Here is a 24,761-nt window from a genome sequence, read left to right as displayed (position 1 = left end):
TCGCATCAGACCCGCCGGCGTTGCAACGCCGGCGGGTTTTTCATACCCGCCGTTCGACGTAAAGATAGGCGAGATAGCTGCCGACCGCTGCAAATTCCATCAGCGGGATAACCGTGCCGAAGGCCAGGAGGGGGGAGCCGAGCGCGGCGGCCGCGAGCCCTCCGAGAAAGCCCGAACTCATCTGGATGAAGCCCATCATGGCCGAAGCCGAGCCCGCGATATGCGGGAAGGGCGCCATGCCGATGGTAATGATGTGCGGGCCGATGAAGGCGATGCCGAAGGTGCAGATGCCGACGGGGAGCATGATCGACAGGAAGCTCGGCGGCAGCAGCGCCGCGGAGAGGATCATGGCGATCCCGCCGGTCGCCGAGAAGCAGAGGCCGACGACGACGGCGCGATGGCCGGAGAGCCGACGGGACAGGCGGCGGAGCGCCAGCGACCCGGCAAGGTAGGAGCCCGTCTGCACCAGCATGCCGAGACCGAACTCGGTCGGCGTAAGCCCCACCTCGTTGATGAGAACGAAGGGCAGCATCGTGGATTGCGCGTAGAGCGCGCCGATCGAGCCGCCGATGACGAGGGAGGCGAGCACGAACCGCGGATTGGAAAGCACTTCCGCGTATCCGGCGACCAGGCGATCCAGCCGAAGTCGTGTCCGGTCGGGCGTCGTGGTTTCCCGGAGGAAGAGCCAGACGCTGGCGATCGAGATGACGCCGAACCCGAGCATGAGGAGAAAGACGGACTTCCAGCCGAAGGCGGCGAGGGAGAGGCCGCCAAGCGTCGGGCCGAGCGCCGGCGCGACGGTCAGCATGATGGCGATGAGGTTCATGATGCCCGCGGCTTCCTTGCCCGCGAACTGGTCGCGCACCATTGCTCGCGCCACGGTGATGCCGACGGAAGCGCCGATGCCCTGGACCAGCCTGCCCGCCAGGATCAACTCGATACTAGGGGCCATGGCGGCAATCACCGACCCGGTCAGGTAGATCAGCAGGAAGCCGATGGTCGACGCCTTGCGGCCGAACGCATCGGAGGCCGGGCCGGCCAGGAGCTGCGCGAGGGCGAAGCCCGCGAAATAGAGCGAGAGCGACATCTTGACGGCGCTCTCGGTCGTCGAGAACGCCTCGACAAGCTCCGGCATGGCGGGCGTATAGATCGCCATGGAGACCGGGCCGAGGGCGGTCAGCAAGGCGCCCAGCAACGAGGTCCGGCGCGGCGTCATGACGGATGTGGATCTGATGGTGTCGGCTTTCATTCGCGGGACGGGCGGTGAGACAGCTCTTTGCCGGCAGGACTGCAGGATATGCCGGTGACGAGGAACTGCAGCCGGCAGGAAGGCCCACAGATACTTCCTTTCACCCCCGAGGCAAGAGTGCGGCCTGTTTTTCACGAGCGACAGATTTCCCCTTGGCAGCTTGCATGGATCGGCTAGCTTCCCAATTAAATCCCTATCCGCGTCCCCGCGACACGACTGAAATCATCACGAAGGATACCGCATGCCGCAGCTTCACATCACGCCCGCGCTGATCGACTGGACCGGACACGAGGGGCTGCCGCGCTTCGACCTCGTCAGGGACGAGGATTTCGCCGGGGCCTTCGATGCGGCGATGGCCAAACACGACGCGGAGATCAACGACATCGCTTCCGATCCGCGCGAGCCGACGATGGAAAATACCATCGTCGCGCTGGAGATCGCGGGCGACGAGCTGTCGCGGGTCTCCGCCCTGTTCTGGAACAAGGCCGGCGCTCATACGAACGAGGCCATCCAGGCGCTCGAGCGGGAGATCGCGCCGAAGATGTCGCGGCACTATTCGAAGATTTCCATGAACGCGGCGCTGTTCAGGCGGATCGACGATCTGTGGACGCGCCACGAGGCGCTCGGCCTGACGGTGGAGGAGGCGCGGGTCCTGGAACGGCACTGGAAGGGTTTTGTGCGCACCGGTGCGAAGCTTCCCAGGGAGGAACAGGAGCGCCTCGCTTCGATCAACGAGAGGCTTGCCGGGCTCGGCGCACGGTTCGGCCAAAACGTGCTGGCGGACGAGAAGAGCTGGGAACTGCTGCTGACGGACGAGGCCGATCTTGCCGGCCTGCCGCCCTTCCTGCGCGACGCCATGGCATCGGCCGCGCGCGACCGGGGGCATGAACAAGGCTATGCGGTGACGCTGTCGCGCTCGATCATCGAGCCGTTCCTGACCTTCTCGGAACGTCGCGATCTCAGGGAGCAGGCGTTCAGGGCCTGGGCGGCACGCGGAGCAAACGGGGGAGAGACGGACAACCTCGCGATCGTCAAGGAGACGCTCGACCTCCGCGCGGAACGGGCGCGGCTCCTGGGCTATGAAAGCTTCGCGGCCTTCAAGCTCGACAATACGATGGCGAAGACGCCGGAGGCGGTGAACGACCTTCTGATGGCGGTCTGGGAAAAGGCCCGCAGCCGGGCGCTGGAGGAGGAGGCGAGCCTTGTGGGCCTGATCGCGGAAGAGGGAGGCAATCACGAGGTGATGCCGTGGGACTGGCGCCTCTATGCGGAAAAGCTGCGCCAGCGGACCTTCAACTTCTCCGAAACGGAGCTCAAGCCCTATCTGCAGCTGGAGAAGATCATCGAAGCCTGCTTCGATGTCGCGGAACGGCTGTTCGGGATCACCGCCCGGGAGGTGAAGGGCGTGCCGGCCTATCATCCCGACGTGAGGGTCTTCGAGATCCGCGACGAGGAGGGCGCCCTGAAGGCCATTTTCCTCGGCGATTATTTCGCCCGCTCGTCGAAGCGTTCGGGCGCCTGGATGAGTTCCTTCCAGTCCCAGCACAGGCTGACGCTCAAGAACGGGAAGCAGGGCGAGATCCCGATCGTCTACAATGTCTGCAATTTCGCCAAGCCGGCGCCCGGCACGCCGGCGCTGCTGTCGCTCGACGATGCCCGTACTCTGTTCCACGAGTTCGGGCACGCGCTGCACGGGATGCTCTCCAACGTCACCTATCCGTCGGTTTCCGGCACGGGCGTGGCGCGCGACTTCGTGGAACTGCCCTCGCAGCTCTACGAGCACTGGCTGACGGTGCCCGACATCCTGGAGAAGTACGCGGTCCACTACGAGACCGGAAAGCCGATGCCGAAGGAGCTGCTGGACAAGGTTCTGGCCGCGCGCACCTTCAATGCCGGCTTCGCCACGGTCGAGTTCACCTCGTCGGCGCTCGTCGACATGGCCTTCCATACCAGGGATGCGGTGGAGGATCCGATGCAGGTCCAGGCGGAGGTGCTGGAGACGATCGGCATGCCGCAGTCGATCGTCATGCGCCACGCCACGCCGCATTTCCAGCACGTCTTCTCCGGTGACGGCTACTCGGCCGGGTACTATTCCTACATGTGGTCGGAAGTGCTCGATGCGGATGCCTTCTCCGCCTTCGAGGAAATGGGCGACACCTTCGATCCGGTCACGGCGCGAAAGCTCAAGAACAATATCTACTCAGTCGGCGGATCGGTCGACCCCGAGGATGCCTACCGGGCCTTCCGCGGCAAGTTGCCGGATCCGAAGGCGATGCTGCGCAAGAAGGGGCTGGCAATGGCCGAGGAGCTTTCCGGCAGCGACGCCTGACGCAGGTGCATGGCTGTCCTTCGCCAAGAATAGGCGGCCCCTCTTTCGCATTTGCGAAAAACAGGGTATGAGCGCGCCAACGAAATTGGCGCCCTCCCACCACAAGTAGCGCCCCGAACCCAGAGATATACTATATGGCAATCCGCAACATCGCGATTATCGCGCACGTTGACCATGGAAAGACGACCCTGGTTGACGAACTTCTGAAGCAGTCCGGCTCGTTCCGCGAAAACCAGCGCGTTGCAGAACGCGTCATGGATTCCAACGACATCGAAAAGGAACGCGGCATCACGATCCTCGCCAAGGCGACGTCGATCGAGTGGAAGGGTGTGCGCATCAACATCGTCGACACGCCCGGCCACGCCGACTTCGGCGGCGAGGTCGAGCGCATCCTGTCGATGGTGGACGGCGCAATCGTCCTCGTCGATGCGTCGGAAGGCCCGATGCCGCAGACCAAGTTCGTCGTCGGCAAGGCGCTGAAGGTCGGCCTCAGGCCGATTGTCGCCATCAACAAGATCGACCGCCCGGACGGCCGTCACGAGGAAGTGCTGAACGAGGTGTTCGACCTCTTCGCGAACCTCGACGCCACTGACGAGCAGCTCGACTTCCCGATCCTCTACGGCTCGGGCCGCAACGGCTGGATGAACCTCAACCCGGAAGGCCCGCAGGACGAAGGCATGGCGCCGCTCCTCGACCTCGTTCTCAGGCACGTGCCGGAGCCGAAGGTGGAAGAGGGCCCGTTCCGCATGATCGGCACGATCCTCGAGGCCAACAACTTCCTCGGCCGCATCATCACCGGCCGCGTCGCTTCCGGCTCGATCAAGCCGAACCAGGCCGTGAAGGTCCTCGGCCAGGACGGCCGCCTGATTGAGCAGGGCCGGATCTCGAAGATCCTCGCCTTCCGCGGGATCGAGCGCCAGCCGATCGAGGAAGCCCATGCGGGCGACATCGTCGCCATCGCCGGCCTCTCGAAGGGCACCGTCGCCGACACGTTCTGCGACCCGGCGGTCAACGAGCCGATGGCAGCCCAGCCGATCGACCCGCCGACCGTCACCATGTCCTTCATCGTCAACGACAGCCCGCTTGCCGGCACCGAAGGCGACAAGGTGACGAGCCGCGTCATCCGCGACCGTCTGTTCAAGGAAGCCGAAGGCAATGTCGCGCTGAAGATCGAGGAATCCGCCGACAAGGATTCCTTCTATGTTTCCGGCCGCGGCGAGCTTCAGCTGGCCGTCCTGATCGAAAACATGCGCCGCGAAGGCTTCGAGCTGGCCGTGTCGCGTCCGCGCGTCGTCATGCACAAGGACGAGGCGACCGGCCAGATGATGGAGCCGATCGAGGAAGTCGTCATCGACGTCGATGAAGAGCATTCCGGCGTCGTCGTGCAGAAGATGTCCGAGCGCAAGGCCGAGATGGTCGAGCTTCGCCCGTCCGGCGGCAACCGCGTCCGCCTTCGCTTCTACGCCCCGACCCGCGGCCTGATCGGCTATCAGTCGGAGCTTTTGACCGATACACGCGGCACGGCAGTCATGAACCGGCTCTTCCACGAGTACCAGCCCTACAAGGGCGAGATCGGCGGCCGTGTGAACGGCGTGCTGCTCTCCAACGAGTCCGGTGAAGCGGTGGCCTATGCCCTGTTCAACCTCGAGGACCGCGGCCCGATGATCATCGACGCCGGCGAGAAGGTCTACGAGGGCATGATCATCGGCATCCACAGCCGCGACAACGACCTCGACGTGAACGTGCTCAAGGGCAAGAAGCTCACCAACATCCGGGCCGCAGGCAAGGACGACGCCGTGAAGCTCACGCCGCCGATCAAGTTCACGCTGGAACGCGCGCTCTCCTGGATCCAGGACGACGAACTGGTTGAAGTGACGCCGAAGTCGATCCGGCTTCGCAAGCTCTACCTCGATCCGAACGATCGCAAGCGCTTCGAAAAGGCCAAAATGGCCGGCTGACAAGAGACCCTGAAAAACCCGGCGATCCGCCGGGTTTTTCTTTTGTGTCTTTAATCCGGACACCCTTGTTCCAAGCGTAAAAAAAGCGTTAACTTCGTCCCAAGGGCGCCAGAACCATTGCTGGGGACTGGCGTTCTGACTCTGTATGACATCTCGCGAAGCCCGATGATTGGGTCCAGAGTAGCGTTATGAAGACGTTGTCGATCGATGTGCGGCGAGCGGAGCCGCAAGATGCGTGCGCGATAGCGGACACGCACCGTGCCGCGTGGAGCCAGGCCTATGCCGGCCTGATCCCGCACAAGCCGCTCGTCCAGATGCTGGAGCGTCGGGGCGAGGCCTGGTGGCGGAAGGCGACGCGCGGATCCGCGACGCTTCTGGTGCTGGACGTCGCCGGAACGATTGCCGGTTACGCCACCATAGGGCTGAACCGCGCCAAGGCGCTCCCCTATGATGGCGAAGTCTACGAGATCTATCTCCGCCCGGAATTCCAGGGCATCGGACTTGGCCGCCGCCTGTTCGGCGAGAGCCGGCGTCTCCTGAAGTCGCTGGGCTGCGACGGGCTCGTGGTCTGGTGCCTGGAGGACAGCGAGCATGCCACGCGCTTCTTCCGCCGTCATGGGGGCCTCGACATGGTCGAGGGCATGGAAGACTTCGGCGGGACGTCGTTGCGCAAGATCGGGTTCGTCTGGCCTCGATGAACGAGGCGCCCGGGCGCGGCCACCCCCAAAGCCTTGTTGCCTTGCAGCATAATTCCCAGTATCGAGGCGCATCGTCACACCTCATCGGGGAGAAGAATGCGTATCGATGCGATTTCCATAGGGAAGAACCCGCCTGACGACGTCAACGTCATCGTCGAAGTGCCGGTTGGCGGTCACCCCATCAAGTACGAGATGGACAAGGAAGCCGGTGCGCTGATCGTCGACCGTTTCCTCTACACCCCGATGACCTATCCGGGGAATTATGGCTTCGTGCCGCACACGCTTTCTGAGGACGGCGACCCGATCGACGTCCTGATCTGCAATACGCGCCCCCTCGTTCCGGGCTGCGTCATCAACGTCCGTCCCATCGGCGTCATGGTCATGGAAGACGACGGCGGCCAGGACGAGAAGATCATCGCCGTTCCGGTGCCCAAGCTGACGCGCCGCTACGACAAGATCGAGAACTACTCGGACCTGCCGGAAATCACCCTCAAGCAGATCGAGCACTTCTTCGAGCATTACAAGGATCTGGAGCCCGGCAAGTGGGTGAAGATCGGCGGCTGGCAGGATGTCAACGTGGCCAAGAAGCTGATTGTCGAGGCGATCGAGCGCTACAAGGGTTCCAAGACGTAAATCAGGACCCGAGCAGGGTCTTCAGTCGGGATGCCAAATCCTCCGGGTCGCCATCGATCCGGAGGATTTTTTTACGCGCGGTCTCGCCGCTGAGAATGGAGAAGGCGCTCTTCGGAAGGCGGAGCGATTTGGCAAGCAGCTCGACAAGCGCCTTGTTGGCCTTGCCGCCCTCGGCGACGGCGGTCACGCGCGCCTTCAGGTAGGTCGTGCCATCGTCAGAGGTCTCGGCGCCCTCGATCCCGTTTCGACCGCCGCCCGGCGTCAGGCGCACCGAGAGGCGGACATGGTCGTCATGAAGGCTGTAGGGCAGCCTCAAGCAAACATCGGGTAGATGCTGGTCCATAGCAGCGACCGCAGGAAGAAGATGATCAGCAGGACGATGATCGGCGAGATGTCGATGCCGCCCAGATCCGGCATGATGCGGCGGATCGGGCGCAGCACCGGTTCCGTCACGTTGTAGAGGAAGGTGCCGATGGCGTTGACGAACTGGTTGCGGGAATTGATCACGTTGAAGGCATAGAGCCAGGAGAAAATGGCGCTGGCGATCAAGATCCAGGTGTAGAGGTTCAGGGCCAGGTCAATCGTCTGAAACAGCGCGAGCATTCAGGTCTCCATTTCGAGTTGACAGACATGTAGACATTGGGGGACTAACGGGCAAGTACCGCGCCGGCAGGGTGGCCGAATCATGTTTAACGGTGCCGGATAGCGCTCATTCCTGGAAAGCTCGTTGCCGATGTCGACTTCCATGCCCGGTGATCGGTTTGCGGCCTTCCGGCATGCATCCTATGCCCGCTTCTTCACCGCCCGTTTCCTTGCCGCCTTCGCCATCCAGATCATCAGCGTGTCGGTCGGCTGGCAGATGTATGACCAGACCGGAAGCGCGCTCTACCTGGGCCTGATCGGCCTCTTCCAGTTCCTGCCCTCGCTGCTCCTGATCCTGGTGACGGGCTCCGTCGCGGACCGCTACAACCGGCGGGCGATCGTCGCGATATGCCTCGCCGTCGGGTCCGCCTGCGCACTTGCGCTTCTGGTCCTCACCAATGCCGGTCTCTTCATTCCCTGGGTGGTTTTCCTGATCCTCACGGTGTTCGGCATCGAGCGCGCCTTCATGGGCCCCGCGGTGCAGTCGCTTGCGCCCAACCTCGTCCCGGAACGGGATCTTCCCAATGCGATTGCCTGGAATTCGTCCTCCTGGCAGACCGCGTCGATCGTCGGACCGGTCGCCGGAGGCTTGCTCTACGGTCTCGGTGCCACCGTCGCCTATTCCGTCGCGCTCGCCATGATGATGCTGGCGGTGGTGCTCGTGGTGCTGATCCCGAAGCCGGCGCAGCGAACGGGCTCGAAGACGGTGAGCTGGAACGAAATCCTCGCAGGCTTCCGCTTCATCAGCCGGGAAAAGGTGGTGCTCGGCGCCATTTCGCTCGATCTCTTCGCCGTGCTGCTCGGCGGCGCCGTGGCGCTGATGCCGATCTTCGCGCGTGACGTGCTGGTGCTCGGACCCTGGGGGCTTGGTCTGCTTCGCGCGGCGCCGGGCGTCGGCGCAGTCGCGGTGGCCCTCTGGCTCGCCTTCTTTCCCATCCGCAGCAATGCCGGCGTCGCCATGTTCGTCGGCGTCGCCCTGTTCGGCGCCGGGACGATCGTCTTCGGCCTGTCGCAGACCGCCTGGCTCTCGATCGCGGCCCTCGTGCTGATGGGGGCCTCGGACATGATCTCGGTCTATGTCCGCGAAACCCTGATCGTGCTGTGGACGCCCGACGAGGTGCGCGGGCGGGTCAATGCGGTGAACATGGTCTTCGTCGGGGCGTCCAACGAACTCGGCGAATTCCGCGCCGGCACGATGGCGTCCGTCATCGGCGCGGTACCCGCCGTCGTCATCGGCGGTGCCGGGACGCTGGCCGTCGCCTGCATCTGGGCACTCAAGTTTCCGCAATTGCGCCGGATCGACAGCCTGGCCGCGCCAGAGCGCTAGGACCGACGGCGTCCGAAGCCTGCTTCAGCAAAGGGGGGCTGCGGTCGCGACGCAGGTTCCTCGCCCCGGCCCCGGCTCCAGGCATTGGAGGCGTGCCGCCTGCATCACGCCTCGGGTTCGGAACGGGCCTCGGCCTCCTGGCGCAGCAGGACGCGATCACGGGCGGAGACGCCGAGCAGATCGGCGATCCGCCAGATGACGTGATCCTCCATCTCGTTCCGCTTGCCGTCCGCATGAACGAGATCCCACAGCACGCCGAGGAGTTCGACGCGCTGTTCCGGGTCCAGGTGACGGTTGAGATCGGAGGTGAAGCGGTAGTAGTCCACCGCCTCCTGCCCCGCATCCCTCCCGGCATCGATCAGTTCGGCGAGCTGTTCGTCTCCGAGATCGTAGCGCTCACGCAGCAGGTCGTGCAGGTGGCGCTGTTCCTCGTCGGACACGGTGCCGTCTGCCTCCATGACCTGAAAGCAGAGGGCGGCGAACGCGACACGCGGGTCATCCGGTGCGAACGTGCCTTCCGGCTGACGCGACGCGAGTTTCTGGATGAATGCCTGGAAGCGCTCGAACATGGCAAGCCTCTCAGAAAAGCCGCAGGCGGTTGGCGGGCTGGGCAGTTGCGGACGGATCCTTGACGCCCGGGTCATCCGGGGGGCGGCCGAAGAAGGGATCCGGATCGGGCTCTTCCTTCGCTGCCGGCTGCGTCTTCTGGTCCATGCCTGCCGCGATCGATACGACGCGCTTGTCTTCCTCCCTGACGTCGTTCTCGGCAACGGTGGGCGGGGGTGGAGGCGCGGGCGTCACGTCGACGATTGCGTCCGGTCGAGCCGGCGCGGGCTCGTGCTGAGCCTCGGGCGCTGCCGGCGGCAATTCCGCAATCGCCTTGCCGGCAAGATCACCTTCCTCGACCGGGGCCTCGAGCTGGTCGAACGGCACCTTCCACTCGAACGCATCGATGCGGCCGGAAACGGGGGAGATAGGCAGCCAGTGCTCGGAAACGACGCCGTCGGCGACCCAGGCGGGATCGCGCGGTGCCCTCAGCGCCTGGCCCATCCAGTGGCGGATGCGGCCCTGGTCTCCCGTATCGGCTTCCTCGATATCGGCCAGCAGGAGGTAGATGCTTTCCCGCGGGCTCATGCGCGCAGCCGCCTCCGCCTTGGCACGTGCGCGCTTCAGTTCCCGCGCATCGAGGGCGGCTTCGGCGACGGCGATCAGGGATTCGACGTTGTTGGGCCGGGCGGCCTCAAGCTTCTCGGCTCTCTTCAGGCGGTCTACGGCACTGTCGCCGCTGCGGACATGCAGATAGGCCCTGGCGATCTCGGGATGGGGTGTCGTCTTCCACGCGTTCTCCAGCAGCGTAGCGGCGCGGCGGATGTTGTCCTCCCGCAGATAGGCCTTGGCGGCGATGATGGAGGCGGGGACCAGATCCTTGGCGAGCTTCAGGGCCGCCAGCGCATCGTCACGGGCCCCCTTGGGATCGGCCTCAAGCCGCTCGCTGGCCTTTGCCGTCAGGAGGACGGCCTTCCAGCGATCGGCCTGCTTCCTGTCGATGACATTGGCGATGCGCTGCTGTTCCAGGAGTCGGATCGCCTCGTCCCAGCGGCCTTCGCGGCAGCGGGCCTCCAGGGTCGCCTCGGCCGCCCATGGGAGATAGGGGGCCTGTTCGGCGGCCCGCTCCGCATACTGCCGGGCAGCCTCGTCGGCTCCGGCACGACGGGCCTCGACGTAAAGTCCGCGCAGGCCGAGTTCGCGGGTCTCCGGGTCCTCGGCCATGCGTTCGAAGCGGCGCCGCGCATCGTCGTGGCGGCCTTCGATCAGGGCCGCCTGGGCATCGAGGAGCTGGAGCAGGGGTTCCTGGTCCGCGCGCAGCAGGCCCTGGGCACGCAGGCTCATCTTGCGGGCGAGGATGGCATTGCCGGCGCCGGCGGCGATCAGGCCGGTGGAGAGCGCCTGATAGCCCCGGTCGCGCTTGCGGGCCCGGAAATAGCGGCGGACGGAATGGGGCGAGGTCCAGATGAGATGGAAGAGCCACCAGAGGATCATGACCGCCGCAATCAGCGCGGCGACGGCCGTGGCCGCGACCATCAGGCTGGTCTCGATCAGATAGTCCTGCCAGGTGATGGAGATCAGGCCGGGACGGTCCGCCAGCCAGGCAAAACCCCAGCCGAGTGCGAGGACGAGGAGGATGAAAACAAACAATCGGATCATTCGGCCATTCCTCGGTTCTGCTCGCCGGTTTCGCTGACGGCGCGGGTAAGCGCATCGCCGACCAGACCGTCGACGGCGATCCGAGCATCCAGCGCCTGCTTGAAGTTGGCCGAGGCATCCCTGGCCGGTTGCGGCAGGGCGTTCCATTCGCTTGCCGCTGCGACAAGGTCACCAGTCTTCAGCGCATTTTCCATCCGCGCGACGACTGCTTCGGGGCTGTCGCCTTCCGCATCGCCCGTGCGACGGACCTTCACGACCGAGAAGGCGCTCGACATCAGGCGGCTGGCGATGTTCTGGTTTTCCTCCGGGCCGGACACGGCATCGAGGATCGCATCCCTTGCCGAGGCGAACCGCTCGACCAACTGGGCGCGAGTGGGGACGCCTTCCGCTGCATAGGGGCGAAGCTGCCCGGCGACCTGGCTGTCGGGTACGACAGCGCTGAAGGTGTCGAGTTCGGCGGTGAACGTGCCGCCGCGGTCGATGGCAGCCTTCAGGGCTGCGGCGGCAATGGCGCGTGCGGCCGCTTCTTCCGCACCGGGTTCGTCCAGCTTCGCCTCTGCCTGATCGAGCCGTCCCTGCAGTTCTCCCAGGCGCGCCGTATTCGCCGAGACGGTCTCCCGGGTTTCGGCCTGCGCCGACTGCAACTGCTGCTCCACGGAGGCAAGCCTTTCCTGGAGGGCAGTATCGTCGGGCCTCTGCGCCAACAGCGATTCCAGCGCGTCGATACGGGAAACGAGTTGCGGATCCGCGGCAGCGGCGGCCGGCGGCGAGGCGGTCGCCTGCCGGAGCGCTTCGATCTCCTGGCGCAACGACTGGATGTCGGCGCTTGCATCCGGCGAGCGCGTGGCGGCGGGAAGGTAACCCGCATACTGCATGCTGCCGGCGAGCGCGAGCGCGACGAGGCCGCCGAAGATGCCAGCGGCGATCAGGGTGGAGGTCGCGGGGCTGGAGGCGCGCACGCGAGGCTCGGGCTGCGTTTCGGCCGCTGCCTCATCCTGCCGGCCGAATGTCGGATCGGGCTTCGTCTCCGTCTCGGTGGACGTCGGTACCGGAGCCGCCTCGGCTTCCGCATCCTGCGACTGCGGCGGCAGGGAAGATGCCGCGGTTTCGGATGCCTGGCTCTCCTCGATGGAGGTCTCGGGCGAAGCCTCGATCCCGTTGTCGGAATCGTTGCTGCGCACGGGCTCGGCAACCGATGCCTCCTCCGCCGTCAGGTCGATCGTGGCCGGTTCTTTTTTCGGCTTCGGGCGGCGGGTCGGCTTTTCCGGTTCCATCAAGACCTCATTCTGAAACTTCCCGCTGAAACTAGTGAGAGGGGCAGGTGAAGGAAAGGGGCGAGGCCGATTTTGGGGCTTCGCCACAGGTCAAAGGAGAGCGAGGAGGCTCTCCTCGTCCGGGGCGGCTGCGACGCGGACGTTCGCGCGCAACGCGTCCGGCACGGCCTCTGCGACATTCGCGCTCAGGCACAGGAGGGGCACGTCCCGGAGGGCCCCGAGCGCCTGGCCGCCCACGACCTGGAAGAACTGTTTCGCGGTCTCGCGTGAATAGAGGAGCACGGCATCGGGAGATGGATCGCGAAGGGCTGTTTCGATTGCGTCCGGCGCGACGGAAAGCGGGCGCATCCTGTAGGCTTCCACGACGGTAACCGGCACCCCGAGATCGGCAAGTCCCGCCTCCAGCGCCGGCGACCGGGGGTAGCCCGCGAGGTAAAGAAGCGGCGAGGTCGAGGCAACCCGCCGGAAGTCCTCGCCGAAGAGGCGTATCATGCTGTCGCCCGTACCCTCGGCGATGCGGATGTCGGTGAAGCCCGTTTCGCGCAGTGCCGCCGCCGTGCCGTCGCCGACGGCGAAGACCGTTTCGGCGACGTGGCGTGATACGCTCGTTCCCAGTGCCTGCAGGACACGAACCGCTTCTGCGCTGGTGACGATGAGCGCGGAGTTGGGCTTGTCGAGCGCCTCGCGGACAGGTTCCGGATGATGCTCGGCCATCGTCACCGGCAGGGAAACGGGGTCGTGCCCCAGAGCCCTCAGCCGCTCCAGGGTCCGCGTCGCGGCGCGTTCGGGACGGGTGACGAGGACGCGCAAGAGGCTAGGTCCAGGTTTCGAAAAACCCGGGACCGGCCGCGGTCCGCACGGTCTCGCCGGCCCGTCGCCCGAGCGCCAGGGCCTCGGCGCGCGTACCGTCGACCTCGACGGAATATTCCTTCTGGCCGTCCGGCGTCAGGATCATGCCCGAGAACTTCAATCGATCGTCCTCGCAGAGGGCATAACCGGCGATCGGAGTACGGCACGAGCCGTCGAGCGCCATCAGGAATGAACGCTCGCAGCTTACCGCATCATAGGTCTGCCGGTGGTTGACGGCTTCGAGCAGCGCGTCAATGCGCCTGTCGCCGATCCGGCTTTCGATGCAGATCGCGCCCTGAGCCGGAGCCGGGGGGAAATCCGCCGGGTCGAGCAGTTCCGTAACGACCTCTTCCCGCGCCAGCCGCTTGAGGCCCGCAAAGGCGAGCAGGGTGGCGTCCACATGACCTTCATCGAGCTTGCGCAGGCGCGTGCCCACGGAACCCCGGAAGATCTCCACCTTCAGGTCCGGCCGGACGCGGCGGACGAGGGCCTGGCGGCGAAGCGATGCCGTGCCGACCGTCGCGCCATCGGGCAGGGCCGTGAGGGTCGGCGCAGTTCGGCCGATCAGGGCGTCGCGGATATCCTCGCGCGGCAGGTAGGTCGAAATGTAGAGCCCTTCGGGCAGGACCGTCGGCATGTCCTTGGAGGAATGGACGGCGAAATCGAGTTCGCCGGAGGAAAGCTGTTCCTCCAGTTCCAGCGTGAAAAGCCCCTTGCCGCCGATCTCGCTCAGCGGCCGGTCAGTGACGCGATCGCCCGTGGTGGACAGCACGACGATCTCGAACATCTCCTCGGGCAGGTCGTGGGCGGCCATGAGCCGGGCCCGTGTTTCCGCCGCCTGAGCGAGCGCGAGCGGGCTGCCGCGCGTGCCGATCCGGAAAGGTTTTGTTTGCATCCGCTTTCGTCCGTTGTTAACCGGGGCTTTGGTAACCGGCTTCGCCCTGTCCCGCAATGAACGATCGGCTCATGATGCCCTTTCTTCGCATCCTCGGCATCGAAACAAGCTGCGACGAAACCGCGGCTGCCGTGGTGTGCCGGCATCCGGACGGGCGCGGGGAAATCCTCTCCGACGTCGTTTTGTCGCAGCTCGAGGAGCATAGCGCCTACGGCGGCGTGGTGCCAGAGATCGCCGCGCGCGCTCATGTCGAGGCGCTCGACGGTCTGGTCGAGCAGGCCCTGGCACAGGCCAATGTCTCCCTTTCCGAGATCGACGCCGTGGCGGCCACGTCGGGGCCCGGGCTGATCGGGGGACTGATCGTCGGGCTGATGACGGGAAAGGCAATCGCCAGGGTAACCGGCAAGCCGCTCTTTGCAATCAACCACCTCGAAGGGCATGCGCTGACGGCGCGGCTTACCGACGGACTTGCCTTCCCCTACCTCATGCTCCTCGTTTCGGGCGGCCATACGCAGCTCGTCCTCGTTCGCGGCGTCGGGGACTACGAGCGCTGGGGCACGACGATCGACGATGCGCTGGGCGAGGCTTTCGACAAGACCGCGAAACTTCTGGGGCTTCCCTATCCCGGCGGGCCGGCTGTCGAGCGGGCGGCGCAGCATGGCGATCCGGACCGGTTCAAGCTGCCGCGACCGCTGGTCGGCGAGGCGCGGCTCGACTTCTCGTTCTCGGGCCTCAAGACCGCGGTGAGGCAGGCGGCGACCGAGATCGCGCCGCTCAGCGAACAGGACGTCGCGGATATCTGCGCCTCCTTCCAGAAGGCGATTTCCCGGACGCTGCAGGACCGGATCGGCCGCGGGCTTGCCCGGTTCATCTCTGAATATGCGGATAGCGGCGTCCAGCCGGCCCTCGTCGTGGCGGGCGGGGTGGCCGCCAACCAGGAAATCCGCCGCACCCTTCAGGCGCTCTGCATCGAATACGGTTTCCGCTTCGTCGCGCCGCCGATGAGGCTTTGCACCGACAATGCCGCTATGATCGCCTGGGCGGGCCTCGAGCGGATGGCGGCGGACCTTCCCTCCGACCCGCTTGACGTCCAGCCGCGGTCGCGCTGGCCGCTCGACATGGCCGCGCAGACCGTTCTCGGGTCGGGCAAGCGGGGAGCAAAGGCATGACGAGATCGCAGGACGTGGTGGTCATCGGGGCGGGAGCCTTCGGAACGGCGCTTGCAACGGTCATGGCCCTGCAGGGGGGCTCCAGGGTCACCCTCGTCGGCCGCAATCCGGTGCTCATGAACGATCTCGCAGAGTTTCGTACCCATGAAAGCGCCCTTCCCGGGGTGCCGCTTCCCGACGCGCTGGAATTCTCGGCCGAGCCGGATGTCATCTCGGATGCCGGCTTCGTGCTCTTTGCCATGCCATCGCAGTCACAGGCCGACGCGGCCCGCCACTACGGTCCCTACCTCGCGCGGGACGCGGTGGTCGTCACCTGTGCAAAGGGGCTGGAACGAACATCCGGCGCGCTTCTGACCGAAGTCCTCGAGCGCGAGCTGAACGGCAGGCCTGCCGCCGCCCTGAGCGGACCGGGATTTGCCGCGGACATCGTCCGTGGACTGCCGACGGCGATGACGATCGCGGCGGGCGACGCGGAGCTTGCCGAAAGGCTGGCGCATTCGCTCTCGACCCGGACCTTCCGGCTCTATGCCTCGACCGACCGCGCCGGCGTACAGCTGGGCGGGGCGCTGAAGAACGTGCTGGCGATTGCCTGCGGGATCGTCGAGGGGGCGGGTCTTGGCGAATCCGCCCGCGCCGCGCTCATTTCCCGGGGGCTTGCCGAGATGTCTCGTCTCGTAGACCGGATGGGCGGACGCGCGGAGACCGTGCGGGGGCTCTCGGGGCTCGGCGACCTCGTCCTGACCGGAACCAGTCACCAGTCGCGCAACCTTCGCTATGGCATCATGCTCGGCCAGCAGACGCATAATGGCGGGAGCGGTGATCTGGTAGAGGGCGCATTCGCGGCCGCCGTCGCCGCCGAGCTCGGCAGGAGCCGCGGCGTCGACCTGCCGATCACCAATGCCGTTGCCGACATCATCGCCGGGGAACTTGCCATCCCCGAGGCAGTGGAGCGGCTGATGACGCGTCCAATCACAACCGAATGACCAACGGAGAGAATTTCCGATGCTTTTCGCCTTCCTCTGCACGGACAAGCCCGGCCACCTCAATGTGCGGATGGACACGCGTCCCGCGCATCTGGAGCACCTGAACAAGCTGAACGCCGACGGCATCCTCAAGATGGCCGGCCCATTCCTCGACGACGACGGCAAGCCGAACGGAAGCCTGGTGATCGTCGAAGCCGAAGACATCGCGGCCGCGCGAGCGCTTGCCGAGGCGGACCCCTATTACCAGGCCGGCCTTTTCGAGAAGGTCGAGGTGAAGCCCTATAACTGGGTCTTCAACAAGCCGGAGGCCTGAGGCGATGGCGTACTGGCTTTTCAAGTCCGAGCCGAATGTCTGGTCTTGGGAGATGCAGAAGGCCAAGGGCGAGGCCGGCGAGGAGTGGACGGGGGTTCGCAACTACCAGGCGCGAAACAACATGCGGGCGATGAAGCTCGGCGACAAGGGCTTCTTCTACCACTCCAACGAGGGGCTGGAGATCGTCGGGATCGTCGAGGTCTGCGCCCTCAGCCATCCGGATTCGACGGCCGGTGACGACGCACGATGGGACTGCGTCGATATCCGCGCCGTCTGCGACGTGCCGAAGCCGGTGACGCTGAAGGACATCAAAGCGAACCCGAAGTTCGAGACCATGTCGCTGGTGACGTCGATGCGGCTGTCGGTGCAGCCGGTCACGGAGGAAGAGTATCTCGAGATCTGCCGGCTCGGCGGCGTGGACAATCCTCCCCGTTCGCCGGAGTGATTCAGGTGTGAAAACCGCTCCTCGCAGCTTCATCCTCGACAACACCGCGTTGCAGGCGCCGCCGCACGTGCCGGAAATTCGCCTGCAACTGGCCGACGAGGCTCATGATCTCTGGCTGAAGACCGAGGAGGAACTGGAGGAAATCGGCCTGCCGCCGCCCTTCTGGGCCTTTGCCTGGGCCGGCGGGCAGGGGCTGGCGCGCTACGTGCTCGATCACCCGGAGGTGGTGCGGGGGCGTCGTGTGCTGGATTTCGCGACGGGTTCCGGACTGGTGGCGATTGCCGCGGCGCTTGCGGGGGCACGGGAAGTTCTCGCCGCAGATATCGATCCGTGGGCCGGCGATGCCGTCGCCCTCAATGCGGCCGCGAATGGCGTCGAGATCCTCTTCTCCGGCGACAACCTGATCGACTCGGCCGTGCAGGTCGACGTTTTTCTCGCCGGCGACGTCTTCTACGACCGGAGCTTCGCCGATGCGCTCATGCCGTGGTTCACCGGGTTGGCTGAGCGGGGCGTCGATGTCCTCGTCGGCGATCCGGGGCGAAGCTACCTGCCTCGTGAGCACCTGGAGGAACTTGCCGTCTACCAGGTGCCTGTCACCCGGGCGCTGGAGGACAGCGAGGTCAAGCGGACCACCGTCTGGCGTCTCGTCCCGCCGTCGGGTCCGGATAGCAGGATCTAGTCGTTCATCCGGATCACGCAGACACCCGATTCGTAGGAACAGGGATCGGGGAAACCGTACGGGGCGGAAGGGCTGCCGACATGGAGGATGGTGGCCTTGGGCAGCAAGACCGGCGACCGGGACCTGAGATTTCCCGGGTTCATCACCCAGACGGATCGGCTGAACGTAGCTGTTCGCGGTACCCGCATGACGGGGCTTGTATAGCCGAGCGGCCGGGAGGTTCCGTAGTGACGATGATGGCCCAGCCCACGCGAGGAAGGGCCCCATCCGTCGCCGGCTAAGGAAGGTCCGGCCGCAACTGCGCCGAGAAAGGAAACAAGAGCGGCCAAAGCCATGCGGTTCGAGGTCATCATGACCCTCCGGTTCTAGCGTTAACGGTAGGTTAACACAGTTGTCCTAGGGAGTCGTGAGGGCTGTGGGACGAATGCAGGATCTGGTTAATCTGCGGGGCGCGGGAAGCGGGAATTGAGGGGTTTCGACCCCAATCGATTTAAATTTGAAATCCGTTTGAATTCGCTTGTCGTAGGACATATCGGGCATTAAACCACGCTCCGTGATGCAATGCACATTTCCTCGGCATGGTGCATTGGCGGGTGCAATGCTCGCAAGCCGCTTCAACGCCGCGAGGTCCTGATGGCGAACGTGACAAAAAACCGGCCCCTGTCGCCGCATCTGCAGGTCTATAAATTCATTCCCACCATGGCCATGTCGATCCTGCACCGCATTACCGGTGTGGCGCTCTATTTCGGCATGATCCTCGTGGTGGCCTGGCTGGTCGCCGCCGCGTCCGGCGAGGAAAGCTTCAACCAGGCCAATGCGCTGTTTGGTTCGCTGGTCGGCCAGATCATCCTCTTCGGCTTTACCTGGGCATTGCTTCATCACCTCCTGGGCGGCCTGCGCCACCTGATGTGGGATCTCGGCTACGGTTTCGAGAAGGAGTTCTCGACCAAGCTCGCCAAGGCCAACCTTGCCGGTTCGATCGCCCTTACGATCCTCGTCTGGATCATCGTGGTCATGGTTCGCTGAGGAGTAAGATCATGGATATGCGCACGCCCCTCGGAAAAGTCCGGGGCCTCGGTTCTGCCAAGAGCGGTACCGATCATTTCTGGAAAGTCCGCACCACATCGGTCGCGCTCGTTCCGCTCGTCATCTTCTACATCGTCTTCCTGATCATGTACGTGGGCCGCCCCTATGAAGAGGTGATCGGCGCGCTGGCCAATCCGTTCGTCGCGGCGATCAATGCGCTCGCGGTGCTGGCGACGGTCATTCACATGCGTCTTGGAATGGAAGAAGTGATCCAGGACTATGTCCATAGCGAGGGGATGAAGATCGCTCTTCTCATCCTCAACGCTTCCTTCTCGCTTCTGCTCGGCGGTCTCTGTCTTATCGCCGTCCTGAAAATCGCATTTGCAGGATAAATCCGCCATGGCATCGATTACTCCCATCGCGCAGGGGACATCCCAGACCGGCAAGGCCTATACCTATGTGGACCATTCCTACGACGTGATCGTCGTGGGTGCGGGCGGAGCGGGCCTCCGCGCCACGCTCGGCATGGCGGAGCAGGGTTTCAAGACCGCCTGCATCACCAAGGTATTCCCGACGCGGTCCCACACGGTCGCGGCACAGGGTGGCATCGCCGCCTCGCTGCAGAACATGACCCCGGACTGCTGGCAGTGGCACCTTTACGATACCGTGAAGGGTTCCGACTGGCTGGGCGACGTCGACGCCATGCAGTATCTGGCCATGGAAGCGCCGAAGGCGGTCTACGAACTCGAGCATTACGGCGTGCCCTTCTCCCGTAACGAGGAAGGCAAGATCTACCAGCGGCCGTTCGGCGGCCACATGCAGAACTACGGCGCGGGCCCGCCGGTGCAGCGCACCTGTGCCGCCGCCGACCGTACGGGCCACGCGATCCTGCACACGCTCTACGGCCAGTCGCTACGCAACAACGCCGAATTCTTCATCGAGTATTTCGCGCTCGACCTGATCATGTCCGATGACGGTCGCTGCACCGGCGTCGTCGCCTGGAACCTCGATGACGGCACGATCCATCGCTTCGCCGCCAAGATGGTGGTGCTGGCGACCGGCGGTTACGGGCGCGCCTACTTCTCCGCCACGTCGGCGCATACATGCACCGGCGACGGCGGCGGCATGATTGCCCGTGCGGGACTGCCGCTCCAGGACATGGAGTTCGTCCAGTTCCACCCAACCGGCATCTACGGCTCGGGCTGCCTGATCACCGAAGGCGCGCGCGGCGAGGGCGGGTACCTCGTCAACTCCGAAGGCGAGCGCTTCATGGAGCGCTATGCGCCCTCCGCCAAGGATCTTGCGTCACGCGACGTTGTTTCGCGCTGCATGACGCTGGAAATCCGCGAGGGCCGCGGGGTGGGCAAGAACAAGGATCACATCTTCCTCCATCTCGACCACCTCGATCCGGCCGTTCTGCACGAGCGCCTGCCGGGGATTTCCGAGAGCGCGAAGATTTTCGCCGGCGTCGACGTGACCCGCGAGCCGATCCCGGTCCTGCCGACGGTCCACTACAACATGGGCGGCATCCCGACCAACTTCTGGGGCGAAGTGCTCAACGCGGACAGCGAAAACCCGGGTCGCATCGCTCCGGGCCTGATGGCTGTCGGCGAAGCGGGATGCGCCTCGGTACACGGCGCAAACCGACTCGGTTCGAACTCGCTGATCGACCTTGTCGTCTTCGGACGCGCGGCCGCCATCCGGGCGGGCGAGGTCATCGACAAGGCGGCGCCTGTTCCGGCCCTCAACACGGCCGCATGCGACCGGATCATGGACCGGTTCGACCGGCTGCGGAACGCCAACGGCGGAACGCCGACTGCTGTCCTTCGCGACAAGATGCAGCGGACCATGCAGGAGGACGCCGCCGTCTTCCGGACCCAGGAATCGCTTGAATCGGGCTGTCGCCGCATGTCGGCGATCTGGAGCGAGCTTAAGGACATCAAGGTCACCGACCGCTCGATGATCTGGAACTCGGACCTCGTCGAGACGCTGGAACTGGAGAACCTGATGGCGAACGCCATCACGACCGTCTACGGCGCCGAGGCCCGCAAGGAGAGCCGCGGCTCGCATGCCCGCGAGGACTATACGGAAGGTCCGTTCGCCGGCCGCGACGACGTGAACTGGCGCAAGCACACGCTTGCCTGGGTCAACGACGCCGGCGACGTGAAGCTGGACTATCGCCCGGTTCATACCGAACTCATTGCCGACGGCATCGATCCCGCCAAGATCGAGCCCAAGGCCCGCGTCTACTGATCCCGAGAGGAACTGGACATGGTTGAACTCGCCCTCCCCAAGAACTCTCAGATGACCGAAGGCAAGGTCTGGCCGAAGCCGGAGGGTGCCACGAACCTCCGCGAGTACCGGATCTATCGCTGGAACCCGGACGACGGCCAGAACCCGCGGATCGACACCTACTATGTGGACGTCGACAATTGCGGGCCTATGGTTCTCGATGGTCTTCTCTACATCAAGAACAACGTCGACCCGACGCTGACGCTGCGGCGCTCCTGCCGTGAAGGCATCTGCGGCTCCTGCGCGATGAACATCGACGGCGCCAACACGCTCGCCTGTACCAAGGGCATGGAGGACATAGGCGGTACCGTGAAGGTCTATCCGCTGCCCCACATGCCGGTCGTGAAGGACCTCGTGCCGGACCTGACCAACTTCTACGCCCAGCACCGCTCCATCGAGCCGTGGCTCAAGACGGTTTCGCCGCCGCCTGCCAAGGAGTGGAAGCAGAGCCACGAGGACCGTCTCAAGCTCGACGGGCTCTACGAGTGCATTCTCTGCGCCTGCTGCTCGACGTCCTGTCCGAGCTACTGGTGGAACGGCGACCGCTATCTCGGTCCGGCCGTCCTCCTGCAGGCCTACCGGTGGCTCATCGACTCGCGTGACGAGGCGAAGGGCGAACGGCTCGACAACCTCGAGGACCCGTTCCGCCTCTATCGCTGCCACACGATCATGAACTGCGCGCAGACCTGTCCGAAGGGGCTTAATCCCGCCAAGGCGATCGCAGAGATCAAGAAGATGATGGTCGAGCGCCGGCTCTAGGGGGAAATGCGGCGGACCATCGCTTGATGTTCGGTCGACTTGGCCCATTTTGCCAATCGAGGCATTCGGGGCGGGCGGTTCCGCCCTGTCTTGATTCGAAACATCTCTTCGCGATAATCCGCCGTCTTTCATCCATAGCAACGGCAGCAGGCAAAGATCGGAGTGAATGATGAAGTTCAGATATGTCGCAACCGGCCTGGTGGTCGCCGTATCGCTGGCGGGTTGCCAGCGTACCTCCTACAGCCCCTACGACAATCTCCCGTCACAGCCCGCTCCCCTGCAGGCGCAGCCTGTTCCCTCGGTGCAGTCGAACCAGCTGCCGCCTCCCGGCGGCGCCGGCCAGTTCCCGACGGCGCCGGAGCAGCAGACCGCATCTCTCGATCCGAATGCCTCGGCCGCTCCGACATCCGCGCTTGACGTCACCAAGGAGCAGATGGTCGGAAACTGGCGCGTTGCCTCCGGCGGGGCCTCCTGCGACATGTTCCTGACGCTCACCAATCTCGGCAGCGGTTCGCGCGGGGGCACCCGCGGATGTACTGGCGAACTCACGTCCATGGGATCCTGGGAAGTGTCGGGCAAGATGGTGCAGTTCAAGGACCGCTCCGGCAATGTGATCGGCCGCGTCTACAAGTCGGCTGAAAACCGCTTCGACGGCACCACCAATTCGGGCCAGCCGGTCTCGCTGAGCCGCTGACCGGCTCGGGGAGCCCTGCGCCGTTTCATGGAAGCCATTCCGGACTACACGCACAGCGTTGTAGAAGAGCTGAAGGCCCTGGCGGAGGCCGGCAAGCTGGTGCCGGACCATGCCCAGATGGACGTCGCCGCGAAGCTCGACCGTGTGCTCGGCGACCTTCGGGATGCGAGGCCCGCGAAGAAGAAGAGCGCGCTCGGCTGGCTGTTCGCCAAGGGCGGCGGAAGGCCGAAGCCGGTCCGCGGGCTCTATGTCCACGGCAGCGTCGGCCGCGGCAAGACCATGCTGATGGAGATGTTCTTCAGGCAGGCGGCGACCGACCGGAAGCGCCGCGCCCATTTCCACGAATTCATGGCTGATGTGCATGTGCGGGTGCACGAGCACCGGATGAAGGTCAAGAACGGTGAGGTCCGCGATCCCGATCCGATCCCGCCCGTCGCGGCTTCCATCTATGCGGAGGCCGAACTCCTCTGCTTCGACGAGTTTTCCGTGACCGACATCACCGATGCGATGATCCTCGCACGGCTCTTTACCGAACTCTTCTCCCTGGGTTGCGTCCTAGTCGCCACGTCGAACGTCGCGCCGGAGGACCTGTACCGGGACGGCCTGAACCGGGGGCTCTTCCTTCCTTTCATCGATCTCCTGCGCCAGCACGTGGACGTCACCACGCTCGATTCCGATACCGATTACCGGATGCAGAAACTCGCGAACCTGCCGGTCTATGTCGCGCCTCTCGGCCCGCAGGCGGACGCGGCCATCGAGGCCGCCTGGCACGAGGTTACGGACGGGATGAAGCCCACACCCTCCGAAGTGCCGAGGAAAGGGCGCTCCATTGCCGTTCCCGCGGCAGCCGGGCGTGCTGCCCGCTTTTCATTCGCCGACCTTTGCGAGCGACCGTTGGGCGCCGCAGACTATCTGGCCATTGCGGAGCGCTTCGATTCCGTATTCCTCGAAGGCGTGCCGCAACTCGGGCCGGACAGGCGCAACGAGACGAAACGCTTCATCAACCTTGTCGACACATTATACGACAACGCCATCCGCCTTTATGTCTCTGCGGCCGCCCAGCCGGAGAACCTGCTGACGGAGAAGCGTGGCACGGACGGTTTCGAATTCGACCGGACGGTGTCGCGCCTCTTTGAAATGAGGAGTGCCGATTACGCCGCTCTTCACCGCGCGCGACACGGCCGAAATACTGCTGCATGACGAACAATTCTTACGTTTACGTAAGATAATAATAATCTAACCGATTGAAAATTCTAGGTCCAAAAGAACAGGTTGCCAATTTCGCCTGTTGCCGGTATGGCGTTGGGCACATTGGCGGGCCGCAAGCCGTGTCGGCCAAGGGTTTTATCGCGAGAGGAAGCTTCTATGGCGCGTAAGAAGATCGCACTTATCGGTTCCGGCATGATCGGTGGCACGCTGGCACATCTGGCCGGCCTGAAGGAACTGGGCGACATCGTCCTTTTCGACATTGCGGACGGCATTCCCCAGGGCAAGGGTCTGGACATTGCCCAGTCGTCGCCGGTCGAGGGCTTCAACGCCAAGCTCACCGGAGCCAGCGACTATGCCGCCATCGAAGGCGCCGATGTCTGCATCGTCACCGCCGGCGTTGCCCGCAAGCCCGGCATGAGCCGTGACGATCTTCTCGGCATCAACTTGAAGGTCATGGAGCAGGTCGGTGCAGGCATCAAGAAGTATGCCCCGAACGCCTTCGTCATCTGCATCACCAACCCGCTCGACGCCATGGTATGGGCGCTGCAGAAGTTCTCCGGCCTGCCGAAGAACATGGTTGTCGGCATGGCCGGCGTCCTCGATTCCGCGCGTTTCCGCTTGTTCCTCTCCGAGGAGTTCAACGTCTCTGTCCAGGACGTCACCGCATTCGTTCTCGGCGGCCATGGCGACACGATGGTGCCGCTCGCCCGCTACTCGACCGTCGGCGGCATTCCGCTGACCGACCTGGTCAAGATGGGCTGGACCACCCAGGAGCGCCTCGACCAGATCATTCAGCGCACCCGTGACGGCGGCGCCGAGATTGTCGGCCTGCTGAAGACCGGTTCTGCCTACTATGCCCCGGCCGCCTCCGCGATCGAGATGGCCGAATCCTTCCTGAAGGACAAGAAGCGCGTACTGCCTGTCGCCGCTCACCTGACCGGCCAGTACGGCGTGAAGGACATGTATGTCGGCGTGCCCACCGTGATTGGCGCCGGCGGTGTCGAACGCGTGATCGAGGTCGAGTTCAACAAGGAAGAAGAAGCAGCCTTCCAGAAGTCGGTCGGCGCCGTCGCCGGTCTTTGCGAAGCCTGCATTAACATCGCCCCCGCGCTCAAGTAATCGCACCAGCCAAC

Annotated in this window: 25 protein-coding genes; 17 read left to right on the top strand and 8 right to left on the bottom strand. The window is 64.7% G+C overall.

The genetic code is table 11. The annotated features are described in order from the left end of the window. Window positions 1-40 precede the first annotated feature (40 nt). Window positions 41-1,216, bottom strand: a complete 1,176-nt coding sequence (locus ACWGPT_RS12050) for a multidrug effflux MFS transporter (RefSeq protein WP_452605956.1) — start codon at window positions 1,214-1,216, stop codon at window positions 41-43. A gap of 274 nt (window positions 1,217-1,490) precedes the next feature. Between ACWGPT_RS12050 and ACWGPT_RS12045 the strand changes: the two genes are divergently transcribed. From ACWGPT_RS12045 to ppa, 4 genes are all read left to right on the top strand, one after another. Next, window positions 1,491-3,578, top strand: a complete 2,088-nt coding sequence (locus ACWGPT_RS12045) for a M3 family metallopeptidase (RefSeq protein ID WP_452605846.1) — start codon at window positions 1,491-1,493, stop codon at window positions 3,576-3,578. Between the two features lie 134 nt (window positions 3,579-3,712). Then, window positions 3,713-5,536, top strand: coding sequence for a translational GTPase TypA (gene typA / locus ACWGPT_RS12040; RefSeq protein WP_452605845.1), 1,824 nt, complete (start codon window positions 3,713-3,715; stop codon window positions 5,534-5,536). Between the two features lie 188 nt (window positions 5,537-5,724). Beyond that, complete coding sequence (locus ACWGPT_RS12035) at window positions 5,725-6,234, top strand: N-acetyltransferase family protein (protein WP_452605844.1); 510 nt, start codon at window positions 5,725-5,727, stop codon at window positions 6,232-6,234. A 96-nt stretch (window positions 6,235-6,330) separates the two neighbouring features. Then, window positions 6,331-6,867 carry an inorganic diphosphatase gene (gene ppa / locus ACWGPT_RS12030; protein ID WP_452605843.1) on the top strand — a complete coding sequence of 179 codons (537 nt, stop codon included), beginning with the start codon at window positions 6,331-6,333 and terminating at the stop codon, window positions 6,865-6,867. 1 nt (window position 6,868) lies between these two features. Here ppa and ACWGPT_RS12025 read toward each other — a convergent pair whose 3' ends face one another. Next, window positions 6,869-7,183: a DUF167 domain-containing protein gene (locus ACWGPT_RS12025; RefSeq protein WP_452605842.1), complete on the bottom strand. Its 315-nt coding sequence runs from the start codon at window positions 7,181-7,183 to the stop codon at window positions 6,869-6,871. Then, the gene (locus tag ACWGPT_RS12020; RefSeq protein WP_452605841.1) at window positions 7,180-7,470 is read right to left on the bottom strand and encodes a YggT family protein; all 291 of its coding nucleotides are present in this window, start codon (window positions 7,468-7,470) and stop codon (window positions 7,180-7,182) included. Before ACWGPT_RS12020 ends, ACWGPT_RS12025 begins: the two co-directional genes overlap by 4 nt. Before the next feature lie 130 nt (window positions 7,471-7,600). On the opposite strand from ACWGPT_RS12020, the gene ACWGPT_RS12015 reads away from it, so the two are divergent. Then, window positions 7,601-8,836: an MFS transporter gene (locus ACWGPT_RS12015; RefSeq protein ID WP_452605840.1), complete on the top strand. Its 1,236-nt coding sequence runs from the start codon at window positions 7,601-7,603 to the stop codon at window positions 8,834-8,836. Window positions 8,837-8,940: 104 nt separating this feature from the next. Here the strand turns inward: ACWGPT_RS12015 and ACWGPT_RS12010 are convergent, their stop codons facing one another. The 5 genes from ACWGPT_RS12010 to hemC all read right to left on the bottom strand — a co-directional run bounded on the left by ACWGPT_RS12010 (window position 8,941) and on the right by hemC (window position 14,059). Then, a complete protein-coding gene (locus ACWGPT_RS12010) occupies window positions 8,941-9,405 on the bottom strand; it encodes a tellurite resistance TerB family protein (RefSeq protein ID WP_452605839.1) in 465 nt (154 codons plus the stop codon). Window positions 9,406-9,415: 10 nt separating this feature from the next. Further along, complete coding sequence (locus tag ACWGPT_RS12005; RefSeq protein WP_452605838.1) at window positions 9,416-11,041, bottom strand: heme biosynthesis HemY N-terminal domain-containing protein; 1,626 nt, start codon at window positions 11,039-11,041, stop codon at window positions 9,416-9,418. Beyond that, window positions 11,038-12,315 (bottom strand): mitofilin family membrane protein, encoded by a 1,278-nt coding sequence (locus ACWGPT_RS12000; protein WP_452605837.1) that lies wholly within the window; start codon window positions 12,313-12,315, stop codon window positions 11,038-11,040. Before ACWGPT_RS12000 ends, ACWGPT_RS12005 begins: the two co-directional genes overlap by 4 nt. 90 nt (window positions 12,316-12,405) lie before the next feature. Beyond that, window positions 12,406-13,125 carry a uroporphyrinogen-III synthase gene (locus ACWGPT_RS11995; RefSeq protein WP_452605836.1) on the bottom strand — a complete coding sequence of 240 codons (720 nt, stop codon included), beginning with the start codon at window positions 13,123-13,125 and terminating at the stop codon, window positions 12,406-12,408. A gap of 4 nt (window positions 13,126-13,129) precedes the next feature. Then, window positions 13,130-14,059: a hydroxymethylbilane synthase gene (gene hemC, locus ACWGPT_RS11990; protein ID WP_452605835.1), complete on the bottom strand. Its 930-nt coding sequence runs from the start codon at window positions 14,057-14,059 to the stop codon at window positions 13,130-13,132. A gap of 71 nt (window positions 14,060-14,130) precedes the next feature. On the opposite strand from hemC, the gene tsaD reads away from it, so the two are divergent. From tsaD to mdh, 12 genes are all read left to right on the top strand, one after another. Then, window positions 14,131-15,228 (top strand): tRNA (adenosine(37)-N6)-threonylcarbamoyltransferase complex transferase subunit TsaD, encoded by a 1,098-nt coding sequence (gene tsaD, locus ACWGPT_RS11985; RefSeq protein WP_452605834.1) that lies wholly within the window; start codon window positions 14,131-14,133, stop codon window positions 15,226-15,228. Beyond that, the gene (locus ACWGPT_RS11980; protein ID WP_452605833.1) at window positions 15,225-16,211 is read left to right on the top strand and encodes an NAD(P)H-dependent glycerol-3-phosphate dehydrogenase; all 987 of its coding nucleotides are present in this window, start codon (window positions 15,225-15,227) and stop codon (window positions 16,209-16,211) included. The genes tsaD and ACWGPT_RS11980 overlap by 4 nt, the downstream gene beginning before the upstream one ends. Before the next feature lie 19 nt (window positions 16,212-16,230). Continuing rightward, entirely contained in the window at window positions 16,231-16,524 is a 294-nt protein-coding gene (locus ACWGPT_RS11975; protein ID WP_452605832.1) for a YciI-like protein, read from the top strand. A gap of 4 nt (window positions 16,525-16,528) precedes the next feature. Continuing rightward, window positions 16,529-16,969: an EVE domain-containing protein gene (locus ACWGPT_RS11970; RefSeq protein ID WP_452605831.1), complete on the top strand. Its 441-nt coding sequence runs from the start codon at window positions 16,529-16,531 to the stop codon at window positions 16,967-16,969. Window positions 16,970-16,976: 7 nt separating this feature from the next. Beyond that, window positions 16,977-17,648: a class I SAM-dependent methyltransferase gene (locus tag ACWGPT_RS11965; RefSeq protein ID WP_452605830.1), complete on the top strand. Its 672-nt coding sequence runs from the start codon at window positions 16,977-16,979 to the stop codon at window positions 17,646-17,648. 633 nt (window positions 17,649-18,281) lie between these two features. Then, window positions 18,282-18,674 (top strand): succinate dehydrogenase, cytochrome b556 subunit, encoded by a 393-nt coding sequence (sdhC, locus tag ACWGPT_RS11960; RefSeq protein WP_452605829.1) that lies wholly within the window; start codon window positions 18,282-18,284, stop codon window positions 18,672-18,674. 11 nt (window positions 18,675-18,685) lie between these two features. Next, entirely contained in the window at window positions 18,686-19,066 is a 381-nt protein-coding gene (gene sdhD, locus ACWGPT_RS11955) for a succinate dehydrogenase, hydrophobic membrane anchor protein (RefSeq protein ID WP_452605828.1), read from the top strand. A gap of 7 nt (window positions 19,067-19,073) precedes the next feature. Next, complete coding sequence (gene sdhA / locus ACWGPT_RS11950) at window positions 19,074-20,927, top strand: succinate dehydrogenase flavoprotein subunit (protein WP_452605827.1); 1,854 nt, start codon at window positions 19,074-19,076, stop codon at window positions 20,925-20,927. Window positions 20,928-20,945: 18 nt separating this feature from the next. After that, window positions 20,946-21,725: a succinate dehydrogenase iron-sulfur subunit gene (locus ACWGPT_RS11945; RefSeq protein ID WP_452605826.1), complete on the top strand. Its 780-nt coding sequence runs from the start codon at window positions 20,946-20,948 to the stop codon at window positions 21,723-21,725. A 169-nt stretch (window positions 21,726-21,894) separates the two neighbouring features. Then, window positions 21,895-22,419 (top strand): protease inhibitor Inh/omp19 family protein, encoded by a 525-nt coding sequence (locus tag ACWGPT_RS11940; RefSeq protein WP_452605955.1) that lies wholly within the window; start codon window positions 21,895-21,897, stop codon window positions 22,417-22,419. A gap of 27 nt (window positions 22,420-22,446) precedes the next feature. Then, window positions 22,447-23,619, top strand: a complete 1,173-nt coding sequence (gene zapE, locus ACWGPT_RS11935) for a cell division protein ZapE (RefSeq protein ID WP_452605825.1) — start codon at window positions 22,447-22,449, stop codon at window positions 23,617-23,619. 165 nt (window positions 23,620-23,784) lie between these two features. After that, on the top strand, window positions 23,785-24,747 hold the full coding sequence (gene mdh, locus ACWGPT_RS11930) for a malate dehydrogenase (protein ID WP_452605824.1): 963 nt from the start codon (window positions 23,785-23,787) through the stop codon (window positions 24,745-24,747). The last annotated feature ends 14 nt before the right edge of the window (window positions 24,748-24,761 follow it).

The organism is Pseudorhizobium sp. NPDC055634, from assembly GCF_053618655.1.
This window is presented reverse-complemented; position numbering and strand designations above follow the sequence as displayed.